Source organism: Bacteroides sp. GD17 (genome assembly GCF_038448625.1).
Lineage (GTDB): Bacteria > Bacteroidota > Bacteroidia > Bacteroidales > Bacteroidaceae > Bacteroides.
Window position 1 is genome coordinate 208,624 of sequence record NZ_JBCEZS010000006.1, and the last position, 21,817, is coordinate 230,440.

Annotated in this window: 23 protein-coding genes; 19 read left to right on the forward strand and 4 right to left on the reverse strand. The window is 42.6% G+C overall.

Translation table 11 applies throughout. From position 1 onward, the window contains the following. Positions 1–5 precede the first annotated feature (5 nt). The 7 genes from AAE250_RS11795 to AAE250_RS11825 are packed head-to-tail and all read left to right on the forward strand — an operon-like array spanning position 6 to position 11,118. Positions 6–2,279 carry a hypothetical protein gene (locus tag AAE250_RS11795; protein WP_294601096.1) on the forward strand — a complete coding sequence of 758 codons (2,274 nt, stop codon included), beginning with the start codon at positions 6–8 and terminating at the stop codon, positions 2,277–2,279. Between the two features lies 1 nt (position 2,280). Continuing rightward, complete coding sequence (locus AAE250_RS11800; RefSeq protein ID WP_294601095.1) at positions 2,281–4,821, forward strand: hypothetical protein; 2,541 nt, start codon at positions 2,281–2,283, stop codon at positions 4,819–4,821. Positions 4,822–4,837: 16 nt separating this feature from the next. Then, positions 4,838–5,128: a hypothetical protein gene (locus AAE250_RS11805; RefSeq protein WP_294601093.1), complete on the forward strand. Its 291-nt coding sequence runs from the start codon at positions 4,838–4,840 to the stop codon at positions 5,126–5,128. A 16-nt stretch (positions 5,129–5,144) separates the two neighbouring features. Further along, positions 5,145–5,420, forward strand: coding sequence for a hypothetical protein (locus AAE250_RS11810; protein ID WP_294601091.1), 276 nt, complete (start codon positions 5,145–5,147; stop codon positions 5,418–5,420). Between the two features lies 1 nt (position 5,421). Further along, positions 5,422–5,646, forward strand: a complete 225-nt coding sequence (locus AAE250_RS11815) for a hypothetical protein (RefSeq protein WP_294601089.1) — start codon at positions 5,422–5,424, stop codon at positions 5,644–5,646. 2 nt (positions 5,647–5,648) lie between these two features. Continuing rightward, complete coding sequence (locus AAE250_RS11820) at positions 5,649–10,901, forward strand: leucine-rich repeat domain-containing protein (protein WP_342288916.1); 5,253 nt, start codon at positions 5,649–5,651, stop codon at positions 10,899–10,901. A 13-nt stretch (positions 10,902–10,914) separates the two neighbouring features. Next, entirely contained in the window at positions 10,915–11,118 is a 204-nt protein-coding gene (locus tag AAE250_RS11825; RefSeq protein ID WP_342288917.1) for a hypothetical protein, read from the forward strand. 53 nt (positions 11,119–11,171) lie between these two features. On the opposite strand, the gene AAE250_RS11830 is transcribed toward AAE250_RS11825, so the two are convergent. Both AAE250_RS11830 and AAE250_RS11835 read right to left on the reverse strand, forming a co-directional pair. After that, the gene (locus AAE250_RS11830) at positions 11,172–11,363 is read right to left on the reverse strand and encodes a hypothetical protein (RefSeq protein ID WP_342288918.1); all 192 of its coding nucleotides are present in this window, start codon (positions 11,361–11,363) and stop codon (positions 11,172–11,174) included. A gap of 12 nt (positions 11,364–11,375) precedes the next feature. Next, a complete protein-coding gene (locus AAE250_RS11835; protein ID WP_342288919.1) occupies positions 11,376–12,113 on the reverse strand; it encodes a leucine-rich repeat domain-containing protein in 738 nt (245 codons plus the stop codon). A 298-nt stretch (positions 12,114–12,411) separates the two neighbouring features. Here AAE250_RS11835 and AAE250_RS11840 point away from each other — a divergent pair, with 298 nt between their 5' ends. Beyond that, positions 12,412–12,672, forward strand: a complete 261-nt coding sequence (locus AAE250_RS11840; RefSeq protein ID WP_342288920.1) for a hypothetical protein — start codon at positions 12,412–12,414, stop codon at positions 12,670–12,672. A 381-nt stretch (positions 12,673–13,053) separates the two neighbouring features. Here the strand turns inward: AAE250_RS11840 and AAE250_RS11845 are convergent, their stop codons facing one another. Continuing rightward, positions 13,054–13,395: a hypothetical protein gene (locus AAE250_RS11845; protein WP_342288921.1), complete on the reverse strand. Its 342-nt coding sequence runs from the start codon at positions 13,393–13,395 to the stop codon at positions 13,054–13,056. Position 13,396: 1 nt separating this feature from the next. Beyond that, on the reverse strand, positions 13,397–14,173 hold the full coding sequence (locus AAE250_RS11850) for a S24 family peptidase (protein WP_342288922.1): 777 nt from the start codon (positions 14,171–14,173) through the stop codon (positions 13,397–13,399). A gap of 792 nt (positions 14,174–14,965) precedes the next feature. Here AAE250_RS11850 and AAE250_RS11855 point away from each other — a divergent pair. From AAE250_RS11855 to AAE250_RS11905, 11 genes are all read left to right on the forward strand, one after another. Next, the gene (locus tag AAE250_RS11855; protein ID WP_342288923.1) at positions 14,966–15,175 is read left to right on the forward strand and encodes a hypothetical protein; all 210 of its coding nucleotides are present in this window, start codon (positions 14,966–14,968) and stop codon (positions 15,173–15,175) included. Further along, complete coding sequence (locus tag AAE250_RS11860) at positions 15,172–15,423, forward strand: helix-turn-helix domain-containing protein (protein ID WP_342288924.1); 252 nt, start codon at positions 15,172–15,174, stop codon at positions 15,421–15,423. The genes AAE250_RS11855 and AAE250_RS11860 overlap by 4 nt, the downstream gene beginning before the upstream one ends. 802 nt (positions 15,424–16,225) lie before the next feature. After that, positions 16,226–16,927: a hypothetical protein gene (locus tag AAE250_RS11865; RefSeq protein WP_342288925.1), complete on the forward strand. Its 702-nt coding sequence runs from the start codon at positions 16,226–16,228 to the stop codon at positions 16,925–16,927. A gap of 69 nt (positions 16,928–16,996) precedes the next feature. Further along, positions 16,997–17,965 carry a PD-(D/E)XK nuclease-like domain-containing protein gene (locus tag AAE250_RS11870; RefSeq protein WP_342288926.1) on the forward strand — a complete coding sequence of 323 codons (969 nt, stop codon included), beginning with the start codon at positions 16,997–16,999 and terminating at the stop codon, positions 17,963–17,965. Beyond that, complete coding sequence (locus AAE250_RS11875; RefSeq protein WP_342288927.1) at positions 17,962–18,867, forward strand: recombinase RecT; 906 nt, start codon at positions 17,962–17,964, stop codon at positions 18,865–18,867. The genes AAE250_RS11870 and AAE250_RS11875 overlap by 4 nt, the downstream gene beginning before the upstream one ends. Further along, on the forward strand, positions 18,867–19,091 hold the full coding sequence (locus AAE250_RS11880; RefSeq protein WP_342288928.1) for a hypothetical protein: 225 nt from the start codon (positions 18,867–18,869) through the stop codon (positions 19,089–19,091). The genes AAE250_RS11875 and AAE250_RS11880 overlap by 1 nt, the downstream gene beginning before the upstream one ends. Next, positions 19,088–19,789: a hypothetical protein gene (locus tag AAE250_RS11885; protein ID WP_342288929.1), complete on the forward strand. Its 702-nt coding sequence runs from the start codon at positions 19,088–19,090 to the stop codon at positions 19,787–19,789. The genes AAE250_RS11880 and AAE250_RS11885 overlap by 4 nt, the downstream gene beginning before the upstream one ends. Before the next feature lie 206 nt (positions 19,790–19,995). Continuing rightward, positions 19,996–20,424, forward strand: coding sequence for a hypothetical protein (locus AAE250_RS11890; protein ID WP_342288930.1), 429 nt, complete (start codon positions 19,996–19,998; stop codon positions 20,422–20,424). A 3-nt stretch (positions 20,425–20,427) separates the two neighbouring features. Next, a complete protein-coding gene (locus tag AAE250_RS11895) occupies positions 20,428–20,706 on the forward strand; it encodes an HU family DNA-binding protein (protein WP_342288931.1) in 279 nt (92 codons plus the stop codon). Between the two features lie 6 nt (positions 20,707–20,712). After that, positions 20,713–21,456, forward strand: a complete 744-nt coding sequence (locus AAE250_RS11900) for a hypothetical protein (RefSeq protein ID WP_342288932.1) — start codon at positions 20,713–20,715, stop codon at positions 21,454–21,456. A gap of 67 nt (positions 21,457–21,523) precedes the next feature. Continuing rightward, complete coding sequence (locus AAE250_RS11905; RefSeq protein ID WP_342288933.1) at positions 21,524–21,736, forward strand: hypothetical protein; 213 nt, start codon at positions 21,524–21,526, stop codon at positions 21,734–21,736. Positions 21,737–21,817: the final 81 nt, after the last annotated feature.

The following is a 21,817-nucleotide window of genomic DNA, read 5'->3' on the forward strand; positions in this document are numbered from 1 at the left end:
TTAAAATGAAGCTAAGAATCTATAGCCAATCTGGAGCGCTGAAACTGACAGCCAGTACAGCTACGTCATCAACCTGGAGCGATGAGTTGATGACGGAGAATTCTGTGTCTGTCTCTTTCACTCACCCGTTCTATGTTCCGCTGGATGTGAATGATTATGTATTGCTGGAAGGTATCAGATTTTCCATCAAAAAGGAATATAAACCCAAGCAGAAGAACAAGCAAACGTACAGCTACTCTGTGAAGTTCTACGCGCCTATTCACGACGCGGAGCAGGTGATGTACCTGCATTTGGCGGATGGGCAGTATGAACCGCAATTTACGCTGAATGACAGTCCGCGCGTGCATCTGCAAAAATGGGTGGATAATATGAATCGTATCTACGGTGAAACGCGATGGAGTATAGGTGAGGTGGCTGATTTACCTAATAAAACCATTGACTATGACAATGCAACATGTTGGGATGCACTGTCCAAAATATCTGAAGCTTTTGAAACAGAATGGTGGGCAGATGGCTTTAAGATTAACCTGACGCGCTGTGAACATGGTGACTTGGTAAGGCTTGGCTATATGCAAGGGCTTACCTCATTGACGCAATCGGAGAACAGCGAGGATGTGGAGTTCTTTACGCGATTGATTCCGCGGGGAAGTACGAAGAATATAGATAAGTCCCGGTATGGCTTCTATCGGCTTCAACTTCCTAATCGTGCGAAATATATAGATCGTAATACTCAATACGGGCTTTACGAACATGTGGAGGAAGCGGCTTTTGCCGAGATTTTCCCTCATTATACCGGTACGGTCTCTACAGTTCGCTCAGAAGAAAAAACGGGGGATGACGGCAAGAAGTTCATGGTCTACTATTTCAATGATGAAGGGATGATGTTCGACCCGAACAAGAATGAAATTGCCGGATTGGTAAAACGTCTATCATTCCAAACAGGTGATCTCGCGGGGCAAGGAAATTCCGAGGGTAATAACTACTGGTTCGAGGCAAATTATAACTCCGACACTCTGGAATGGGAAATTATTAATGTCTATCCTTCGGACGACGTACAGATACCGGGTGGTAACCTTATTCCCCGTCCGGGTAACACGTACATCCCCTGGAATTTCCGCATGCCGGAATCGTACGAAGTGCAAGCAGAACTGGACTTCGAAGCTGCCGTGACAAGCTATCTGGAAAAATATAGCGAGGACGTGGCAATCTATGGCGGAGAGACGGATTACATCTATGTAGATAAGAATAAGGTGCCGCTGAAGGTTGGTCAACGTGTCCGGCTGCTGAGTGACGAATATTTCAGCGAAGGTTACCGTGACACGCGTATGACGAAAGTAGTGCGCAAGCTGGATAATCTGAGCATTGCCACGATATCGTGTACGAATAAGGTAGGAAAAGGCTGGAAGCGAACTGTAGAAGCAAGTTTGTCACAATTGCAGTATGTGGTATCTAATGGCAATTCCTCTTCTTCCGGGGGCGGTTCTTCCTCTTCTTCCGAGGTTTCTGACAAGCTGAAAAAAGACATCCTCGTTAATTCAAACGATGTAGGTTACGTCAAGAAGGGTGATGTGGTATCTGCCGGGTCGACTTGGGAAACTATCTTTCGGAATATGCTGTACAGGCCGGTAGGAGCGGAACTTCGGGGTGTTATATCGACGGGTACCGATGTAGAGTATGGTACTAAGAAGGGGTATATCACTTATACCGCAACGAGAAACGGTCAGGGTGGCATGAAAGAGGCATACTACGATGAGAAGAAGGAGAATAAGCTGAATTTCTCGGAAGAGAATTCGGGGGTGCAGACGGCGGTAAGACAGTTGTCGGGAAGCTACACAGAAAGAGAAACGTATAAGGCTACTGTTGTTTATGCGGCATCCTCGGACGGGCAGCTGCCGGAGAAATCACTGACTACTACGATTAGCGTGAATGTACGCAGAAGGTGGTTTGCGGGGGTTGTGGACTCAATACCTATTACGAGTGCGCAGGTGCGGGCACTGAGTTTCGGTGGTCTTTATACTGGTGCCGGAAATTACACATTCGAGGCGACAAACTGGAAGCTCGTTGTGATATGTTTTCCGGCCGGTGCTCCCCTTACCAGGGTGAGTATTAAAGGCTATTTAGCTGATTTGGTTCCAAACGACGGTACGCTGAAGATTTCCGATCACTCCGTAATGGTAGACGGGGTGAACGGAAGTACCCCGGTAGAATATGATGTATGGTATATTAAATCGACGATTGTAAACGATGTCACTAACTACGCAACTATAACTATATCTTGATATGGCAGGAATAATAAATACCGGAAGCCCGTATGTAGGGTCAGTGAAAAGAACGAATCCTAAATCGCTGGATTCTTCAGAGACACATGCTACTAAACAGCAGGCGCATCTGTATGCCAGAAATGCAAATGGCGAAGACGTGCCATATCCGGGGCAGATCATATCGGCAGAAGGTCAGGCGTATATACTTAAGATAGACCCGGAAATGCCGGACGAAAGCGATAAGGAAATTTATCATTGCTACCTTGACCCGCTGGGGGGTAACAATGATAATGATGATCGCTACGTTCGCAAGGATATTGCCGAAACGATCGAGAAGCTGATGACCTTCATCGAAGGCATAAACGTAAAAGGTACGGCAACACTGAACGAAATCATCTTGCTGAATAATATTATTTCCAAGAATTTTTCTCCCGGCGGTAATGGTTTTGGTATCTATCAGGATGAAGACGGAAACTATCATCTTGACATTGACTTCGTGGATATTCGCAAGAAGTTGAGGGTAGAAGAAATCCAGGTGCAGGAATCAACTTACATTGGTGGCAAGCAATACAATACCGGAGGCGGTATGATCTGTAATCGCGTAGAGGATATGGGTACGTATTGGCGATGCTACTTTAAGACTACGGATGCCGACGGACGGACAGTATATAATACCTTTCAGAAGGATGACCAAGCTATCTGCGAGGTGTTCAATCTAAAATCGGGTAGCCATTATTATTGGCGGCTTCTTGTAGGGAAAGGAGACGATTACATAGACTTATCCAAATCAGACTGTGCAACAGGTAGCGATGCACCTCTTGTCGGTGACAGTATCGTGCAGTTGGGTAATCGGACGGATATCTCCCGGCAGGGTGCGATTGTTTGGGATAGCGTTACGGCTGGAGGACCTTATGTGCGTATATATAAAGGTATCAATTCTTATACGATGCCTGAGCCACTCATTGATTTTAATACGGTGCTGAGTGAGATCACTGCGAAGTTTATCAATGAGGCTACAGGCAAGGACATTGATGAGACTATTGGCGATATGCAGGTTAATCTGGATTTGATTAAGCAGCAGACGGATAAGGAGTATACGCTGTGGTACTATGATTATGAGCCTACACTAAGCAATCTCCCGGCATCGGAATGGAAGACCGCGGAACTGAAGGCTATGCACGATCAGGACATGTTCTATAATAGACTGACCGGGAAGGGATATCGGTTTGAATCCGGCGTATGGAAAGAGATCACGGACCACCTGACGCTGAAAGCGCTGGAGGATGCAGCTAAAGCACAGGACACAGCCGATAGTAAACGTCGTGTATTTGTCGCTCAACCTACGGCTAAGGATGCTTACGACGTGGGGGACTTGTGGGTAAATGCAACATATTCGGATGGAACAGTCACTTATAAGAATGACTCGCTTGTATGCAAGACTGCGAAGGCGGCAGGAGCGGCATTTTCTATTTCTCATTGGAAGCCTTCTTCTTCCGCAACCACTGCCTATATTGAAAATCTGGGTGACCGGATAACAATTGCTGTGACGAATTCGGAAGATGGCATAGCGGCTGCAAAGGAGCTTGCACGGCAAGGTATAAATGATGCTTATGATGCTGCGCAATCGGCATTGCAGGCATTAGGAATAGCACAAGGTGCACAGAGTACGGCCGACCAAAATACAGCAGCTATCCAGGTTACCAAGGATTCTATATCTGCGCTGGTGGAAGGTATTCATATCAATGCCTTGGGCAACATCACGAATATTGATACGTCGGGTCTGGTTACAACGGATGACTTCAATGTGTTGCTTTCGAAGAAGGTCAACTTCGACAGTGGAGGTCATATCACGAATATAAGTACAAGCGGTCTTGTAACCGAGGCCAGCTTTGCGCAACTATTTTCCGAGAAGGCTTATGCTGATGGGTATGTGAAACGCGCTGAAATCAGTACGTTCATCACCGAAGACCAGGCAGGGAGGTTGATTTCGAATGCGGTGATATCGGCAGAACAGATACGATTCAACGGTAATATTGTGGCCAATGACACGTTCGTTGTAGATGAGAACGGTAAATTGACATTGAATAATATCACTGTAAACGAAACCGGAGAATTTAAAGGAAGAGTTTCTATCGCTAATAAAATACTACTGGAAAACGATGGTAGTGGCAGTTTGGCAAGTGGTAATATAACTTGGGATGATAAAGGTAAGGCTGAATTTGTAGGAACCATAAAATCTTCTTCTTCTTCTGGAGGTAACTATGTTGTTGTAGGGGTTGAGAAACAATCCAGTGTTCCTGGTGCAGAAGATAATGGGGTGAAAATATATGATGAAAAAGGCAATCAAGTTGGTGCATTTGGCTATACCACAGGGTTTGGAATTAGTGGAGCGATGGGGATTGCACTTAAAGATGGTGATGAGAGTGTTATTATTAATCCCCGCTCTTTATACTTGCAATCATCTTCTGGTAGTAATATATACTCTGTAGAAATATCGCCGTCTTCTGGTATTAAATTCTATGAGAATTTCAATCTTACCAAAACTTATAGTAGGAAATAAACTAAATATATGAATTATGAAAATCAATTTCAATGTGTCCTTCTCAAATTACAAGGGACAGCCAACTCAGGACATTATCGGCGATAAAGTTGCCGAAGCATTGTTTACCGCAGGAATGCAGAACAATCAAATCAAGAATGAAGACAAGTACAAAGCGTACAAGATTTGCCGGAAGATCAGCGAAGCCCAGGGAGAAATTGAAATCTCTACTGAAGAAGCATCACTGATTAAAACTGTTTGCGTAAACTATCTAACCGCGGGCGGCTATGGACAGTTACATGAATTAATAGAGGGAATAATTAATTAAATAAAAGGAGGTATATATGGAACTTACAGGAAACACTATCAAAACCGGTTTGTCTGTTGTCGGTGACTTCAGGCTGGAGTATTCTGTAACGAATGACGCAGATAACATGCTGGTAAAACTCGATGCTCAAATAAAGAGAGTTTCCGGAGGTACAACAAGATATGTGGGTAATATCATGTATGTAGAAACAAGCAAGAGGTACTCCGTATCATTATCGGAAGGAACGACGCCCGAAGAACGCCTTGCGCTGATTACAGATTTCGAGAACACAATCGCTGAGTTGAGTAAGTGATATGGGTTATATAAAGTTCGTTTTAAGCACCCGGAAGACGGATGAGCAGGGCAATACGACTCACTCCGTTATCAGCCGTATCGAAAGTGATATGGCTGATACGAGTATGCTTGAAACGAACTTAATCATGCACGCGCTATCGGCAAGAGGTGGTAAGGTAATGATAGCTTCAGACTTTATTTTAGACGTCGGCATTTTGGATGATGAGAATTATTTATTGGGGTAGTTATGGAGAATTTAGATAGAAATTTTATCAAGGGAGAGCCGCTAAAAGCCGCAGAACTTAACGAGATCGTTGCAAAGGTGAACGAACTGGTTGGTGCTTCGATTACGATAGGCACTGCGCCAGGCACAGCCTATGACGGCGCTGCAGGTGCGACACTCGAACAACTTGTAAGGGAACTGGTAGGAGGCGCAGGGACGATGTACAGCGTGTACGTCAGAAATAACATGGAGTCGCTCGGCTTTGCGTCTCAATACGGTGAAGAGTGTGTACTTGACTTTACTTTCGTATCGCAGTACCGGGATGATATCTCCGAGCCGTACAAGGCTACCGGCGAACTTGGTATTTGCACTATCATGATTAAAAATGCGAAGTATGCCGATTTTACCGTTGTGAAGCAGATGGAGATCGCATCAGGAACATCCATAAAGCAGAATGTTGCTGAATGGTTGTCTTCCGGCAGTAACAACATTAAAATAACCATTAAAGGCCAGAATACCGATAAAACGACAGCCCCTGTAACCTATGTTGTCCAACTGACCTCCTTAGGTATTAGTGCTCCCAACTTCCGTTGGTGGACGGCATTTACTGGAGTGATCAGTATACCGTTAAATATTGGCGGCAACATATCCAAGACGTTGTACGTGACAGTTATCGGAAATGACTACAACAAGAGCTATGAAGTACCATTGGGCACGACAGTATATACGGAAACAGCATACAACTATCAGCTTGCACATCCGGGTAAAACGGGCGTGTATAACGTGTCGATGTACGTTGCCAACAATGACGGTACTATCCGCACCCGCACTATATCATACAACATTATCTGTGCTGTAGCAGGCGAGGCAGCCAAACTGATAGCAATCAATAATGTGCTTGAGAAAGCTACGAACTGGACGGAAAACGCTCTGTTTGACTATGCGATGTACGATGGTAACAATGCAATAACCTCCGCGCAGTTTGTTGTCAGCAAAGATGGCGATTCCGTGTTTACATCCGATGAAGATTCCATCTCTACGTCAGCCAAGCATACCTTCGCCCTGCCTCTTGAAATCGAAACGATTGACAATGCCGACTTCAATATCGTAGTCAACGTCAAGGATGGTGCCAAAGACCTTGCTTCAGCTACCATTCAAGTGAACAACTCGTTGGGCTTCTCATCCGTTGCAGGTGCGGCATTTTATATGAATCCGCGTACCCGAAGCAATAACCAAGGGAATTATCTCTCTGTGGTTAACGAGATGACCAAAGAAGATATTGCCGTTACCTGGCACGGCATGAACTGGGGCAATGACGGATGGACAACCGACGCGGACGGCAACAAGGTGCTTCGTGTCATGGCGTCCGCATCGGCCGATATCGGCTATAAGGTATTTGCGAAGGAAGCTGCACGAATCGGTAAGACTATTGAGATAGACTATAGAGTGGATAACGTGACGGACTTTAATTACCCGGTTATCCGCATGTCATCCGAAGGGGATTCTTTCGTCGGACTTCGGGTATATCCAGACAAGGTGGTTATGTATTCGAATGCGTTGAAGACTATCGACAACCAAAGCATTAATCTGTTTGAGGGGAAGCGCCTACGTCTTACTCTCGTTATCATGCCGGACGCTTACGGGAATCCTGATTTCAACCTCTGTATCGTTTATATCAATGGGGTGAAGAACCGGGAGTTTACCTACAAGAACAACGATTACTTCTCCCAGCAGAATGGCATTGTAATCGGCAGTAATTATGCTGATATTGATGTGTACGGCATACGGGTTTATGATTCTGCACTGACGTCCGAATCGGTCTTGAAAAACTATATCAACTGGCTCATTGAAAATGCGTACAAAGCTCTTGTGCAGGAGAACAATAATGTAATGGACGGTAACGGTTCTGAGATAGACTTCGAGAAGGTGAAAAAGAATTGTAATGTGTTCGTCTTTTACAACACCTTTCCATCGCTGGCGAATCCCAACAAAATGAAGGGAATTTTGGAAGTATTATTTGCTGGCCATCCCGATTGGAATGTCATAATAAACGCTGTAGAAGGTAAAGGTCAAGGAACTTCATCCATGCGCTACTGGATATGGAATATCCGCTTTATACTTGATTTAATATTGTCCATTATAAAGGCGGCTGATGGCTCCACCAGCACCGGCGGTTGGTCCATGACTCCTGAATTGGCCAAGGCAACTAAAATCACAGCAAAGAAGAATTTTGCTTCCTCCATGCAGTCTCATAAGATTGGCTCCGTGAATTCTGTCAATGACCTGTACCGAGCGATGGGTTACTTGAATGAGGCCATGCAGACGGAACAATATGCGAATGCGCGAGTATCAGTATATCAGTTGCCTTTTGTCGGCTTCGAGAAATCTATCAATGAAGAAGGTGATGCGGTATATACCTTCATGGGATTGTACACGATGGGACCGGATAAGGGCGATAAGAATACGTTCGGATATGATACCGATATGTTTCCAGGCTTGATCTCCATTGAAGGTTCGGACAACTCTCCGTTATGCGCTTTGTTCCGTGTGCCTTGGAATACCAATCGTATGGTTTATAATGAAGAGGAAGAAGCTTTCCAGTATAACGGTGCAAACTCCTGGGACTTTGGCGCCGGAAAGGTAGAGAATATCAGTAAGTGGATTCCTGCCTACAACATCGCCTACCAATGTTCAAACCGCCTGAAACCGTTTAACGGGACATTGGCCGAGCTAAACGCACAAATTGCCACATACCGCAATGAACCTTACGAATTCTGGATATCCAAAGCCGGTGATGCCAATTTATATAATGTCTACTACTACGAGTCGTCAGAAGGCAAATTCATCGCATCCGATATCGGTGCTGGTACGATTAATCTGAAGACGCAACTTGTTGACAAGGGGTATGGCTTGACTACAGCCAACTTATCCGGGAAAACCGCAGATCAGTTGAATGAACTCTTTATCAATGCCCGCATACAGAAGTTCAGGAAAGAAGCACCTGCCTATTGGGATATTGATGATGCCATCCTGCACCGCAACTGGGTGGAATTCCATGCGGGCACCGATAACAGGGCCAAGAATACCTATCCTTACACATTCGGAACAGCCACAAGCAAGTGGAAATGGCGTTACGATGACCTTGATACAATCTTCGACACCGATAATCAAGGACAGGCCAAGAAAGGCTACTACGTTGAATTCCACGATACCTACGACAATGGCGGTTCTGTATGGAACGGCGAGACTTCAAACTTCTGGAATCTTCTCGACCTCGCATTCCCTGATGAGATTTGGGCGGGCATGCGTAAGATGATGACGAAAATGGAGGAACTTGGCGGGTTGAAATCAGGAACTGACTTCGACAAGCTGTATGCCTACTTCAAGAAGTACTATTTCGATCAGGCGCAGGAATACTTCCCGCAAAACTTATACAATGCCGATGCGAAGTTTACGTATGAGGGCTCAAAGCTGGCTTACGAAGCCGGACGCTACACCAACGACACAGACCCTATAACGCAAGCATTGGGCGATCACTACTCAGCCGAACAGCGATGGATTACGAAACGCATCCTGTACATGATGAGTAAGTATAGCTTTGGGCTATTCTCGGCCGACGGAACGGATAACATTACCGTGCGTGCCGCCGGTAATACAATCAAATACGAACTGACTCCCGCAATGGATATGTACCCGGCGATCGCCAATGGTACATCCATCATACGTGGAGCGAGAACCAAAGCCGGGGAAGTCTGTGAAATGCTTATCGAGTTGTCCGGTTCCGGTGACCAACAGAATACTATCCAAGCGGCATCCTATCTCCAGGACATTGGTGATTGGTACGACAAGAATGTAACTGGAAGTATGATTATTCAGGGACGTATGCTCCGTGAAATCCGTTTAGGGAAGAAGACCGGCAATATCGTCATTTCAATTACTTCGTTGACGATCTCCAATTGTGCATCATTGCAGAATCTTGATTTATCACGCATCTCTACATTGCGTGGAACCCTGAATTTATCTGCCTGTACTCACATAAAGAAAGTATATGCAGGCGGTACTTCACTTACCCAGCTTGTCCTACCCAAAGGCGGTGGGCTGGAAGTAATAGAATACAGTGCATACAACCAATATGTAATGCTCCAGAACTATCCTTTGATAACAAGCGAAGGTGTACTGCTTGACTATTGTAAGGAGAACGTAACCGACTTCCTTGTCGAGAATTGCCCGCTGCTGAAGCCGATGCAGTTGCTATCAACTATCATTGAGGCACAGCAATCGCAAGGTAGCGAGCATACCTTGAAGCACATCCGCGCCGTCGGCTTCGAGGAGGAATACTACACGGCTGATGCACTCGATATGCTGGCGCTCTTATCGGATGGCAGCTATAGCGGATTATCTGCCGAAGGACTTGCTGGCGAAGACCCCATACCTGTCTTAGAAGGTACTATAACGGTGCATAGCAAGTACTATCAGGACTCAGTGCAGGCGCTGAGAAGCACTTTCAAGCGGCTAAATTTAGTAATGATTGGAGAGCCTGCAATACGCCTGACAGACCCATTATTTAGAGAATGGGCATTAAATTATTGGGACAGCGATGGAGACGGCTGGATTATGCCAGAAGAGGGAGAAGTATCTAAAATCATCAATTTCCAGAACAAACCATGTAATGGGGAAGTGTTCGACTTCCGAGAGCTTGTATTAGGATATGTAGTCAACGGTTCTTCGCCCTATGTACCTAATGCACGAATTGTATATGTGGGCAGAGAGACTTACGAAAAGGATGGAATAATCAATGCCATGCAGATTCATTCTCCAGTACTTGAAGAGTATTATATGGGACCGGACGCAAATGCAATTGGTACCGGGCTATTCCAAGATTTAACAAACCTCAGGAAGTTCCGGTTTAATGACAAGTTGAAAACCATATCAGGTGTAGCCTTCGAGAACTGTGCATCATTGGAAGACATCAATGAGATACCAGACACCTGTACTACTATATGGGGACAATACAGCCAGGCATCTTTCCATAATTGTACTGCCTTGAAAAGCATTACTATAGGCAGAGGAATGCAGCGCATTGGTGCCTTCACTTTTATGGGATGTACAGCTATGAAATCTTTCTATATCAAAGCCACAACGCCACCACAACTTGACAGCAGGGTATTTGATAACAATCCTTGTAATATATACGTCCCTCGTGGTTGCGGTAGTGCCTATAAATCTGCGACAAATTGGAGTGCGTTGGCATCAAGAATACAAGAATATGATTTCTAATTTAATAAAGGATATGAAAACAGAAAAAGTTACAATGACCGTACTAAAAGCGGCAGAGGGGAAAGTACTTCGGCGTATTAGCGATGGTTGGATAGCCGGTACAGAAATCTATCTCGGCTACACTTATTACTTGAATAGTACCAAACTGGTAGAACCGCTATTGGAACTGCCGGAACACTATGAGGAGATTGACATGCCGGAAGACTACTTGAAGTAATCTATTTAAGCGACAATCAGCCCGTGACATATCTCACGGGCTGATTGTCTTTCTCATTCTTCTGGGATTGGAGCATCTATCTCCTCATAGTGTTCAGGTAACTCCAAGATAGGTTCTACCAGTTTGATACCACCGAGGTAATAAGCATATCCGAGATATATTTCTTCCCCGGCTATCCAGCCGTCACTAATGCGTCGGAGCACTTTGCCGTCGCTCGCTTTGATATGATTCTCATTTATTTCCATAACTCCGATTTTTTACCCATTATATTCTGAGAGAGGTTTTATTTTTGATGCACGTCCTGACCATCCGCTTGCCGTCTTATAAGCATTAACCGAAGCATCGGGCACATAAATAGTTCCTGAGAAGCCATCAGGTAAAGTCCATCCGGCATAACTTGGAGGTGTCACAGCACGCATAATGAATACCTCGAGAGCGTCACAATTCTGAAAGGCACTTTGCTTAAATTCTGTCACTCCTGTACCGATATCCACTTTTTTTAGATATATACATCCGGCAAATCCCTTGATAGAAGTTGTAGCATTCGGTATCTTAATCTCTTCCAATGCAGTGTTTGCGAAGGAATCTAAGACAGTAACGCCCTCCGGAATAGTTATTTCTCTCAATGAACTGCAATTATTGAAGCACCCTCCACCAAGATGAGTGAGCGAATTTGGTAAATGTACTTTTTTTAAAGAAGTACATGCGTTGCATACCTGTTGCCCGAATGACGTTAGATGATCGGGAAAGGAGATGCTTTCCAAGCTCGTACAATTCATGAAAGAACCTATTTCTATATTCACCAGGTTGGTAAACTTATTCATTTCGTCGAAACTCTTAATCAGAGTGTTTCCACTGAAATTATACCGGCCAATTCGAGTAATTCCATCTACTTCATCTTCATTAATCTCACCGTTTTTGTCAGCATCAAAAATTGATACTAAAATCCGTTTAACTTCAGGGTCAGCAATTCTTATGCAAGCGATTCCGTCCATGATTATATTGAGTCGCGTAAACGTGTCCCGCAGCGCCTGCACTGAGTCCTGATAGGACTGTGGTAACTCAGGCAGTTTGTCCCTAAGATTTATACAAAGATACGAAATACGTATGATTTGAACGCTTTTTAAAATGCTTTTGAGAGGTGTTTAAAGAAGGGCAGAAAATAAATAAAATCTCGCAATTCGTTTTGTGTTAATGACTTTAAAAAGCTCACATTTTGATTTGAGAAAGTATCACAGGACGTTTTGCGGTTTTTAGGTAGGTGGTCGTGGAACGTACGACACTCCCCCCACCGTGACCGTCGGCCTCCCCCTTCCCGACGCCTTCGCCTGCTCCCTCGTGCTGAACAACTATCTGGATTCGGACGAAAGCATCCATTTCCCCACCGTCATCACCGGCACGGGCACCGGCGCCATCCCCCTCACCCCCGCCGACGTGCCCCGCTTCACGCTCAAAACCGTGTTCTACCGCGATGCCGCCGGCGACCCCCATCCCTCCGCCCTCCCGTTCTCGCTCTACCTCGACGGTGCGGACATCGGGCTGCAGGGGGAGTGACATCAGGTTGCAGCCGCAGCAACGGGGTCCTTCGCTTCGCTCAGGATGACAGCGGGGGGAAAGCTCAGTATGACAGCAGGATATTCCCCTTGTCATACTGGGCAACGCGAAGCATCCCATGGAATAAACATCACCCGGAACCACTCCCCACAGAAGGGAGGAAACACGGGTGCGGCGGGATAAATGAATGGAATAAGTAACTTTTAAAGACGAATAACCATAATACACATCCGATACCTTAGCTGTCTGGATACACAACAAAAAAAGGGAGTAACTACTGTTACTCCCTTTTGCGGTGCGTACGGGACTAACACATTTTTGTATTGTATTAATAATCAAAAAGATACAGTTCATAAATATATTAATGGTATCATATCAATATCACTTTTTCTCATTTTCTTCGATTATTTTGCGCAATGCCTCTATTTGCATCATCGCACCTTCATAAGCGGCTCTATAATTGACATTCATATCAATATCCATTCCAATCATTTCTCCTTTGCCCGTACAAAGCCATTTCACATTTAACTCCGGGAATTTGTCTGCAATACGAGTTATTATATCGCTTCCAATCGCACCCTTCCCATTTCGTACGGCATTGGATATATACTTATGAGATAAACCGCAATAAGCCTCAAATGATATTTCCCCCTTCACTACCCCTTTGTCGCGCGCATACTTTGCGAACGTTCGTAGCCTATCAATAGCTCTTTCTTTCTCCATATCAAATAATTTTTTGGCTTATGATACGTATTGCTTGCCACATACATCTTATCTCTCTTCTTTCAATATCAAGTTGCCCATGCTTAGGATTGTCGGCTTTTAACGTCAGTATATTATCTAAGAAAAGGGCATTTTTCAATATTCGCTTTACTGAAAGAGTTTTTCCATACACAATAACAATTACACCGGTTGCATTTTCCCATAATCCTTCATCTATCTTACGTGCGAGTATTTTCGCATGATTGGGTATTGTCGGCTCCATACTGTCACCATAAACCTGAAATACCATATAAGTATCATCCAATTGTTCACCGTCTTCCGGCATTACACCGTAGTAGTCCATAGAATAAGTAGTTTCATATAGACTTTCTACGAATGAAGCTGCTGCATCAATGGGAACGTATTGGACTTTAATAAGTGAATCCGGAATGTATGGAGCGGCTTTTGCGATCTCCGGCATAGATTCAGTCTGCAATCTTGCATTATCAAAAGCATCATTGACATCCTGCTCTGATGGTTCTACATTATCATTTGAGGTTTTTGCATATAATCCTTCTCCAGTATATAACCATGATTTGTTGATATTGTATTTTTCGCAAAAGAGATCAATTGTTTTTTTACTTGGCAATTGAACCCCTTGCTTTATTTTCGTCAAAGTCGATTCGCTTGGTATAATATTATCTTTCTTTAATTTATAGCCTGACAGCCCACTATATGCTACCGCTTGCAAAAACCTCTTTGAGAGATCGCTTATTTTTTTTTCTTCATTTTCTTGCATACTTTCTAAATTTAGTAGTATATTTGTGCTCGTAATAGTAGCAGTATTACCACATAAAATGATAAAACCTCCTAAATGGAGTTTTATATATAGAAATCCGTAAATAGCTGCTACCTATTTGCGGATTTTCTTTTTTTTATCCATTGTACAATCGGCGGTAGGCCGCATAGCGGAGAGACAGAGGGTTGTACTCTTAAAACTCAATACTGCGAGAGCGTGCGATATTGAGAGGTAAACGAAACCGGGATGCCTGCACAGCTACAAGTAAGCGAAAAATCCGGGAAGTTGGGTAACTTGTTAATGCCCGGCCAGCTAAGAACGGCGTACTTATACGGACGAGACATTTCTTATGCTGCATATAGCAAAAGCGGGAAACCGTCTTAGGGCTAACTATGCAGCAATCCAGCACCTTACCGGATGAGATTGAGGTTTACTTCACTAATTGTACAACATATAAAGAACGATATTTTTCTTCTTTTTGCTTTCTTATCAAAATATTACTTCACTTTTTACAAAACACAGTCTGTATAACTTGCTAATAATCAAAGTGTTACATATAACATGTTTTACAACATACAAATACTACATAAAAATAGTAGTATTTTATGCTTGCTTTCCAAATTATGTAGTATATTTGCAGAGTCAAAAGCAAACAAAGTAAGTAAGCTTAGACAAAAAGAAGGCTGGCGACTTATCAAGCCGCATACTACATATCTCATTGGCAAATATAGTTGTTAGCTTTCTTTTATGCAAATATTTTGTGGAAAATTTAAGCATAAAATAGAAAATAACATGAAAGTAACAAAGAAAGACATCTTATCAATTAGGGCTGGTAGCTCTACGAAATTTACACTACCCGATTATGAGTCTTGTAAAAGCGCATCATCATTTGCTTATCAACTAAATAATTCAAGTGATAAACCTTCTGATGTGGAAAGGTATAAGACCTCCATCAATGCCAAAGCATGTAGTATAACCATTGAAGCGATTGAAAGGAAATGACTCGTTCAGAAGCCAAAATGATCGCAGAAGAGCTACATAAGATTATTCGCAAAGATGTGAAGAAGACTCTAAGCGAAATTGTAGCTATAGAAGCCGAAGAGTATCTTGACACCAAACAAGCTGCCGCATTTCTTGGCTGGAAAGTTCAGACATTATACAATCGCATAGAAGATATACCCCATTCTAAAAATGGCAAGAAGCTCATTTTTACTAAATCTTCCCTGACTCAATTCTTAGAGAGGAAATAATCTCGGCTGGGTTTGATCGCCTTTCCGGGAACTAACAAAACGCTCTTTGACATATTGGTAAAAAAATAGAGGTTGCAAGTTATCCTCCGCCGAAAGTGGACTACACAAATAGGCACAACTTGACAACGATGTGTGCTGCGATAAAGGTCAAATCGGCATCGTTGTAAAAATAAATAGTTAGACTTTGGTCGGCAAATCGTGGTATTTGCTTTGTGATAATTTAGAATAGGTAATTACTATAATGACTTCATCAGTAGCCAAGTCTTTAGGCGTAAGTAATAACGGATTAGGCAACGGATACGCTGAAAGGTCTAATAAATTTTACTTTAGATATGAGCACCCGATAGGGCTATAGGGTACTCTTTAAATAAAATATAGCTCCGATCCACAGCGATATGTGGGGTATTCCCACCTTACGGGAAGTATGAGAATGCACCGATAGCTTTAAAATGGTTGTTTAGACACACAATAGAATTGTCATAGTAAAGAATCCAGTCTGAAAAAACGTCTATCAGTAAGCATACGGGGTTGGCGTCCGTACGCTGGATTCCGAACAAATTAACTAAAGCGCAATCAAGTCCTTAATTGCATTAAGTATTCGCAGGCGAAGGGCGGGCGAATCGCTTTTGGAAAACGCATTAACCCTCACAAGGCTATAGTAAGTAGTTCCCTCACGTAGCAGGAATAACCTTGTGAATATGCGTACATAACCCGTGCTTCGCAAGAAGTAGTCACCGCTAAAAAGCTACGGCCAACAGTGCATCGGAACGCGGACGGGAACACATTTTTAAAAACTAACAATATGAGAAAAATTGCAGAAATGACCGAGCAAGAAATACTTGCGCTAACGGAGGAAGACGTGCAAAAGCTTATTAAGCTCCGCATGATGGAGGAAGGAATTAAAATCATGGATAAGCCAATTATTCCTGAATTATTTGAAATCGAGCCTGCTGATGTTCAGATTTTCACTATTCCTATTCTTGATGGCTATGCCTTCACGGACATGGAAGAAGTAAAGAAAGTAGCAGAAGCATTACAAAATGCTAAGTCATTACGGAAGACCGATTATGACTGGCAAAAATTAGGGAGCGATTACAAGTACCTTATAAAGAAAGAACGGTACGCCTATAGAGGTAATTCTGATTTTGATGTTATGTCCGGCTGGGTATATTCAAAAGAGCTTTATGCTAAAATAACGGACTTTGCTGTACAAAACAAGGCGATGAAAGAACAAGCCGAAAAAGACAAAAAGGAATATGAACAACAATTGCAAGATACCTCTGACATTGTCGCTGAAATTCGAGAACGAGTATCAGAGGTGAAGGATAAGTATATGCGACTGAATACACTCACAAGAAGGTTTGCCGTTGACTATTATCCCCTTTCTGATAATAACGAAGAGATGGCTATAAAATTCATGGTGAAAGCATATTCTTTAAATGAGGAAGAAAAGACGTATGTCCTCGCAAATTACAAGAAAGAATTAACCACAAGTGATGAATAAATTTATTAGTTATTGGCTCCTTGCTTGTGAAAGTAGGGAGTCTTTCATAGGAACCTCAAAATTCAATATATGAATAAAATAGAAGATACGATCTATGATCTTCCCAATGAGGAATATCATCGTGGAGAAAGGTTTAAAGACTACCTTAGTAGTACGCAGATTAAAGACTACCTTGTATCTCCCAAATTTGCCCGATATAAGGCATTGCACCCGGAACTATTCGAGATCAGCGTAGAAGCGTCAGAAAAAGGCTCTCTTTACCATGATGCAATGGAAAGTCTTGCTAACACTGGTAAACTGGAGAAATGGAGAAATAATCTTCTCGTATTTGAACCTCCAATCAATCCTAAAACCGGCAGTCCGTATGGCCGAGATACGCAAAAATATCAGATTGCATTGATAGAGGCAAAAGAGGCTAACCCAGGTAAAACCTTGACAAGTACGACTGATATACAGTTAGTTGAGACAATGGTTTATGAACTTCTCAACAATTGTAGGGACACCTCGAAACAAATCAGACAAATACTAAAGTGGGGAAAAGCCGAGGTTAGTCATTTTGTTGAGTATGAAGGATGTAAGTTTAAATATCGCCCGGACATTGAGACTGGAAAAAAGATTGTTGATTGGAAAACATTAGCCGTTGACGATCTTCATGAAGAAACGGTCAATCGGACTATTGCCAAATTTCATTATGGAATATCCGCTGCCTTCTACCAATTCTTTGAGCATGAACGTACTGGCGTGTGGAAAGAATTTTATTGGGTAATGCAGCAAAAGACACCTCCTTATGATGCAGTGTTCGTTAGTGCAGCAAATTGGGCTTTTCACATAGAAGACGGTATCGTGAAAATGGGTGCAAGTGCTTTAGTCTTCAAGAAGTTACTGGAACAACACGTTTACTGTACTCAACAAAACGATTTTGATGGCGCACAGATATTCATTCAGCCCGGCTTTAGGGGACGAAGAATTATGATGCCTGACACTCCAGCATTTGAAAAAAATAGGATGTTTAACTTTTATAATAATCAAGAACAATGAGTAAAACTGAAAATCAGTCCTCACAAGGGACTTTGGAAATGGGACAGCAAAACTCTCCCGATCCAACAAAGACAGAACCGGCCTCCCCAACACCTTCCACAGCGCAGGCCCCAGTACCTTTTACCCCACCGGCTTTTCCTTCCCAGCTAAAAGGTTTGGAAAACTGCTTTATTTCTCCCAGGAAAGCTTTTTTGGCTGCTGGAGGAACAGAACAGCAATTCGCTCGTGAGGTCAACTTTGCTATGCAGGCAATGTTGAATAACCCCTATCTGATTGATTGTGCGCGGCAATATCCCGATCATCTTGTCGAAGCTATCAAGAATGTATCTCTTACTGGATTGACACTTAATCCCGAATTAAAGCTTGGCTATCTCGTCCCCTACAAGGGCAAAGTGAAATTTCAGACTTCATATATGGGTAAGGCCGACATCCTGATCCGCACTGGTGTTGTGAAAGATATTTATGCAGATTTGGTTTATGCAAATGACGAGTTTTCCATGACAAAAGGAAATGCTGGTGCTCTTACTCACAAGCCAAATGTGTTTGGAGATCGTGGCGAACTACTCGGTGGTTATTACTTCGCCATATTAACTTCCGGCGTAGTAAAATTTGATGCGATGCCTAAATCTCGTATTGACGAAATTAAGAATCGCAGCGAAGCTGTAAAGAAAGGAAAACAATCCCCGTGGGACACAGACTTCGAGGAAATGGCTCGAAAAACGATTATCAATTGGGGATTCAAGTTTCTACCCAAACTTGGCATATCACCTTCAATGCTCAAAGTCCTTGAAACAGAGAGCCAATTGGATGATGAAATGTTTGAGGACTGGAAAAAATCACAAGGCCAAAAACCTGATGATTTTGAAGAAGAAGATACTCCATACGCAGAAGAAATCAAATAATGGATTCGCGGGAAAAAGTAAGCACAAGTATTGCGGTAGCCAAAGAACAGACTGATAATGAAGCTCATTCTTTGGCTGCTTTGCATAAAGCGAAATTACTTGAAAAGGAGCTTCATAATGCCGGGAAGTTGACTCGTATTTCCACTATAAACGGAGTGATAGAAACAACTTGCCCCGAAAAATACAATGAATATAATAACCAATTTAAAATCAAAGTAAAATGAAAGTAACAGTTGAAGTGCCCGAAGGACACACAGTAAAGATCGTGAAAGATGAAGAGAGTATGCAACCTGCTCAAAAAGCTGCGGGGGGGGGTAAATTTGAATTTGAAGGTGAAACATTCGTACCTGGTGATGTAATTATCAATCCGAAACGCGGCGGTGGTTGCATGATGATTCTTTCCGAAATAAGAGAAGAAAAGTCTCTTTCATTTTTGCCACCAGTGAAATATCCTTTGGGGTATATTAAATATATACCTTCCAATGATGAAGGTGGAAGAGTCTTTGTCGAAAGTCAGCCACAAGCTGGCATTGGTGGAATGGAAGGTTTTCGCAAAGCAACCGAAGAAGAGAAGGCTCAAATGCTTTCTGTTGTGAAAGAAGAGAAGCATTTCTCTTTCAATTTTGAAAAGTTGGAGCCTGAATATATTCCTACCATTGGCGATGTTGTCATTTTATGGGATGAAGGAAACAGGAACGATGCTGTAGTTGGTCTTTTGATGGGAACGGATGAATCAGATGATCCATTCCAATTAAACGATGGAACTTGGTACAATCATTGCACTAAATTTATTTCAGAACAACAATTTAAAGATTTTATTAATGAAGAAGAACAAAGTCCTTCGGGAAGGGGTAGTTGCGGAGAATCGCACTCCCCTTCTTACTGCTCGTCCAAATGGAATGAGCTACCGAGAATATCGTGAACGTAGAGCCTATCAGAACGCATGGTTGAAAGAGCGTTTGAAAGGCTTTATTTGTTATGTATCATCTGAACTGGTTGTATATGATAAAATTACGGGATTACCCCAATTGTTCAATCACCGTACAGATGGTATACACAAAGCACAAGTCAGAACTAATCCACAACCATTTGTCGGCTCTGCCCGATATGACTTAAAACCGTTATAATATGGAAAAAGAACTCTTTAAAGATAAGAATCCACTGCTTCGCAGACAAATGTTGGAAGACAATTGCGCAGCAGTTGAAAGAATCACTTATACCTCTCCTTTCAGTGAGGAAGAAATGGGTGAACGGAAAACAGAATTGGCAAACATTGATCTTGATATGGCTGCACTGGAAGAGGAAAAGAAGGCTTTCATGCAGGCATATAAAGATAAGCTGAAACCCAAGAAAGAACGTAAAAAGACATTGCTTACGGACATTAAACGTGGCTATGAAGAGATTACTGATGAATGCTTCAAATTTATGGAACGTAGCACTCGCACCGTCGGATATTATAATGGCAACGCCGAATTGGTTAAAGAACGTCCAATGGAAGCACAAGAAATGCAAAAGACTATCTATGAAGGTATCGAATCAACCGGAACGGAAGGATAAGCCATGAGAAAGGAAGAATTAATTAAGCGAGTAGCTGATTCAACCGGAATAGCTGCTTGCGAAGTACGAGAAGTCATAGAAGGTGCTATCAAAAAGTCTATGGATGCCGTAGCCGAAGGGAAAACTCTATATATAAGAGGTTTTGGTACTTTATCGCCAAAACATTATAAGAAGAAAGTTGCTCGTAATATCGCAAAGAACGAGACAATCACCATTGCAGAACATTACACTCCGCATTTCAAACCAGCTAAATCATTTAAAAATAGAACTAAAAAATTGTAAAACCGTATGGAAAACGAAAAGATGCAAGTGAATTTTGCTTCGGGTGTGACCGAAGCTACTCTTCGAGTTATTGAACTTAACGAAGAAAATGTATTGCCAGTGCTGGAGCCTGACAAGGTGAATTTAATTGGAACAATCGAAAGTGTTCACGAATTTCTTCTGAAAAGAATTTCCGAAAAGGAACAAATCAATCAGAAGCGTTGCTATATCCTTGTTGACCGTGAAAATATGTCAATCAAACTTGTTACGAATGAAACCGATAGCAGAAACAAAGCCATTGTACAAGGTGAATTAAAGTACTATCCCAAGTTTCTTGAATTTGGTATCAACACAAACAAAACATGGGAGCCGGTACAACTTTCAAAGTTCTTTAAGATGAATCGTGCCTTTTTCAAAGATGCACAGTATAACATGGAATTGGTTACTGTTTTAAAGAATTTCAAAGCCAGCATTGATTCAAAAGTAGAGAACTCCCGTCAAGACAACGGTAGCCGAACCGACAATTACAGTCAGGTTGTTAACTCCAATCTTCCAGCTTCATTCAATCTCATTGTTCCTATCTTCAAAGGCCGTCCGGCAGAAGAAATTGAAGTAGAAATCATTGCTGATGTAGATGGACGCAATATTCGGTTGTCGCTCTGTTCTCCCGGTGCAGAAGTAATTGTAGAGGAAGAACGCAACAAAGCTATTGACGAGCAACTATTGCTTATTCGCAAACTGGCACCGGAAATTGCCATTATTGAACAATAACAGTGAAGTGGGACGGGAAAATACCTCTGTATGGTATCGCTCCTGAATTTCTTAAAATGACAAAGTAATGGCAACATTTCAACAAAGAAGGGAAACTATTTTATCCCAATTTGCACAAGCTAAATCCGATTTGGAAGTTTTGAATAGCGATATTGATAAGGAAATTGAAAAGAATAAATCTGAAATTTCCTCTTTAACTACTAAAAACGCCGAACTTACTTCTCTAAAGAGTAGTAATGAAGGATCAATCAAGACTTTCGCAAAGTTTTTAAAGCAATAATCATTAACCCGATTAATAATCAGCTATCCCGGACGGGCTTGACCGCCTTTCCGGGAACCATATCCTCACCCTTTTTTCTTC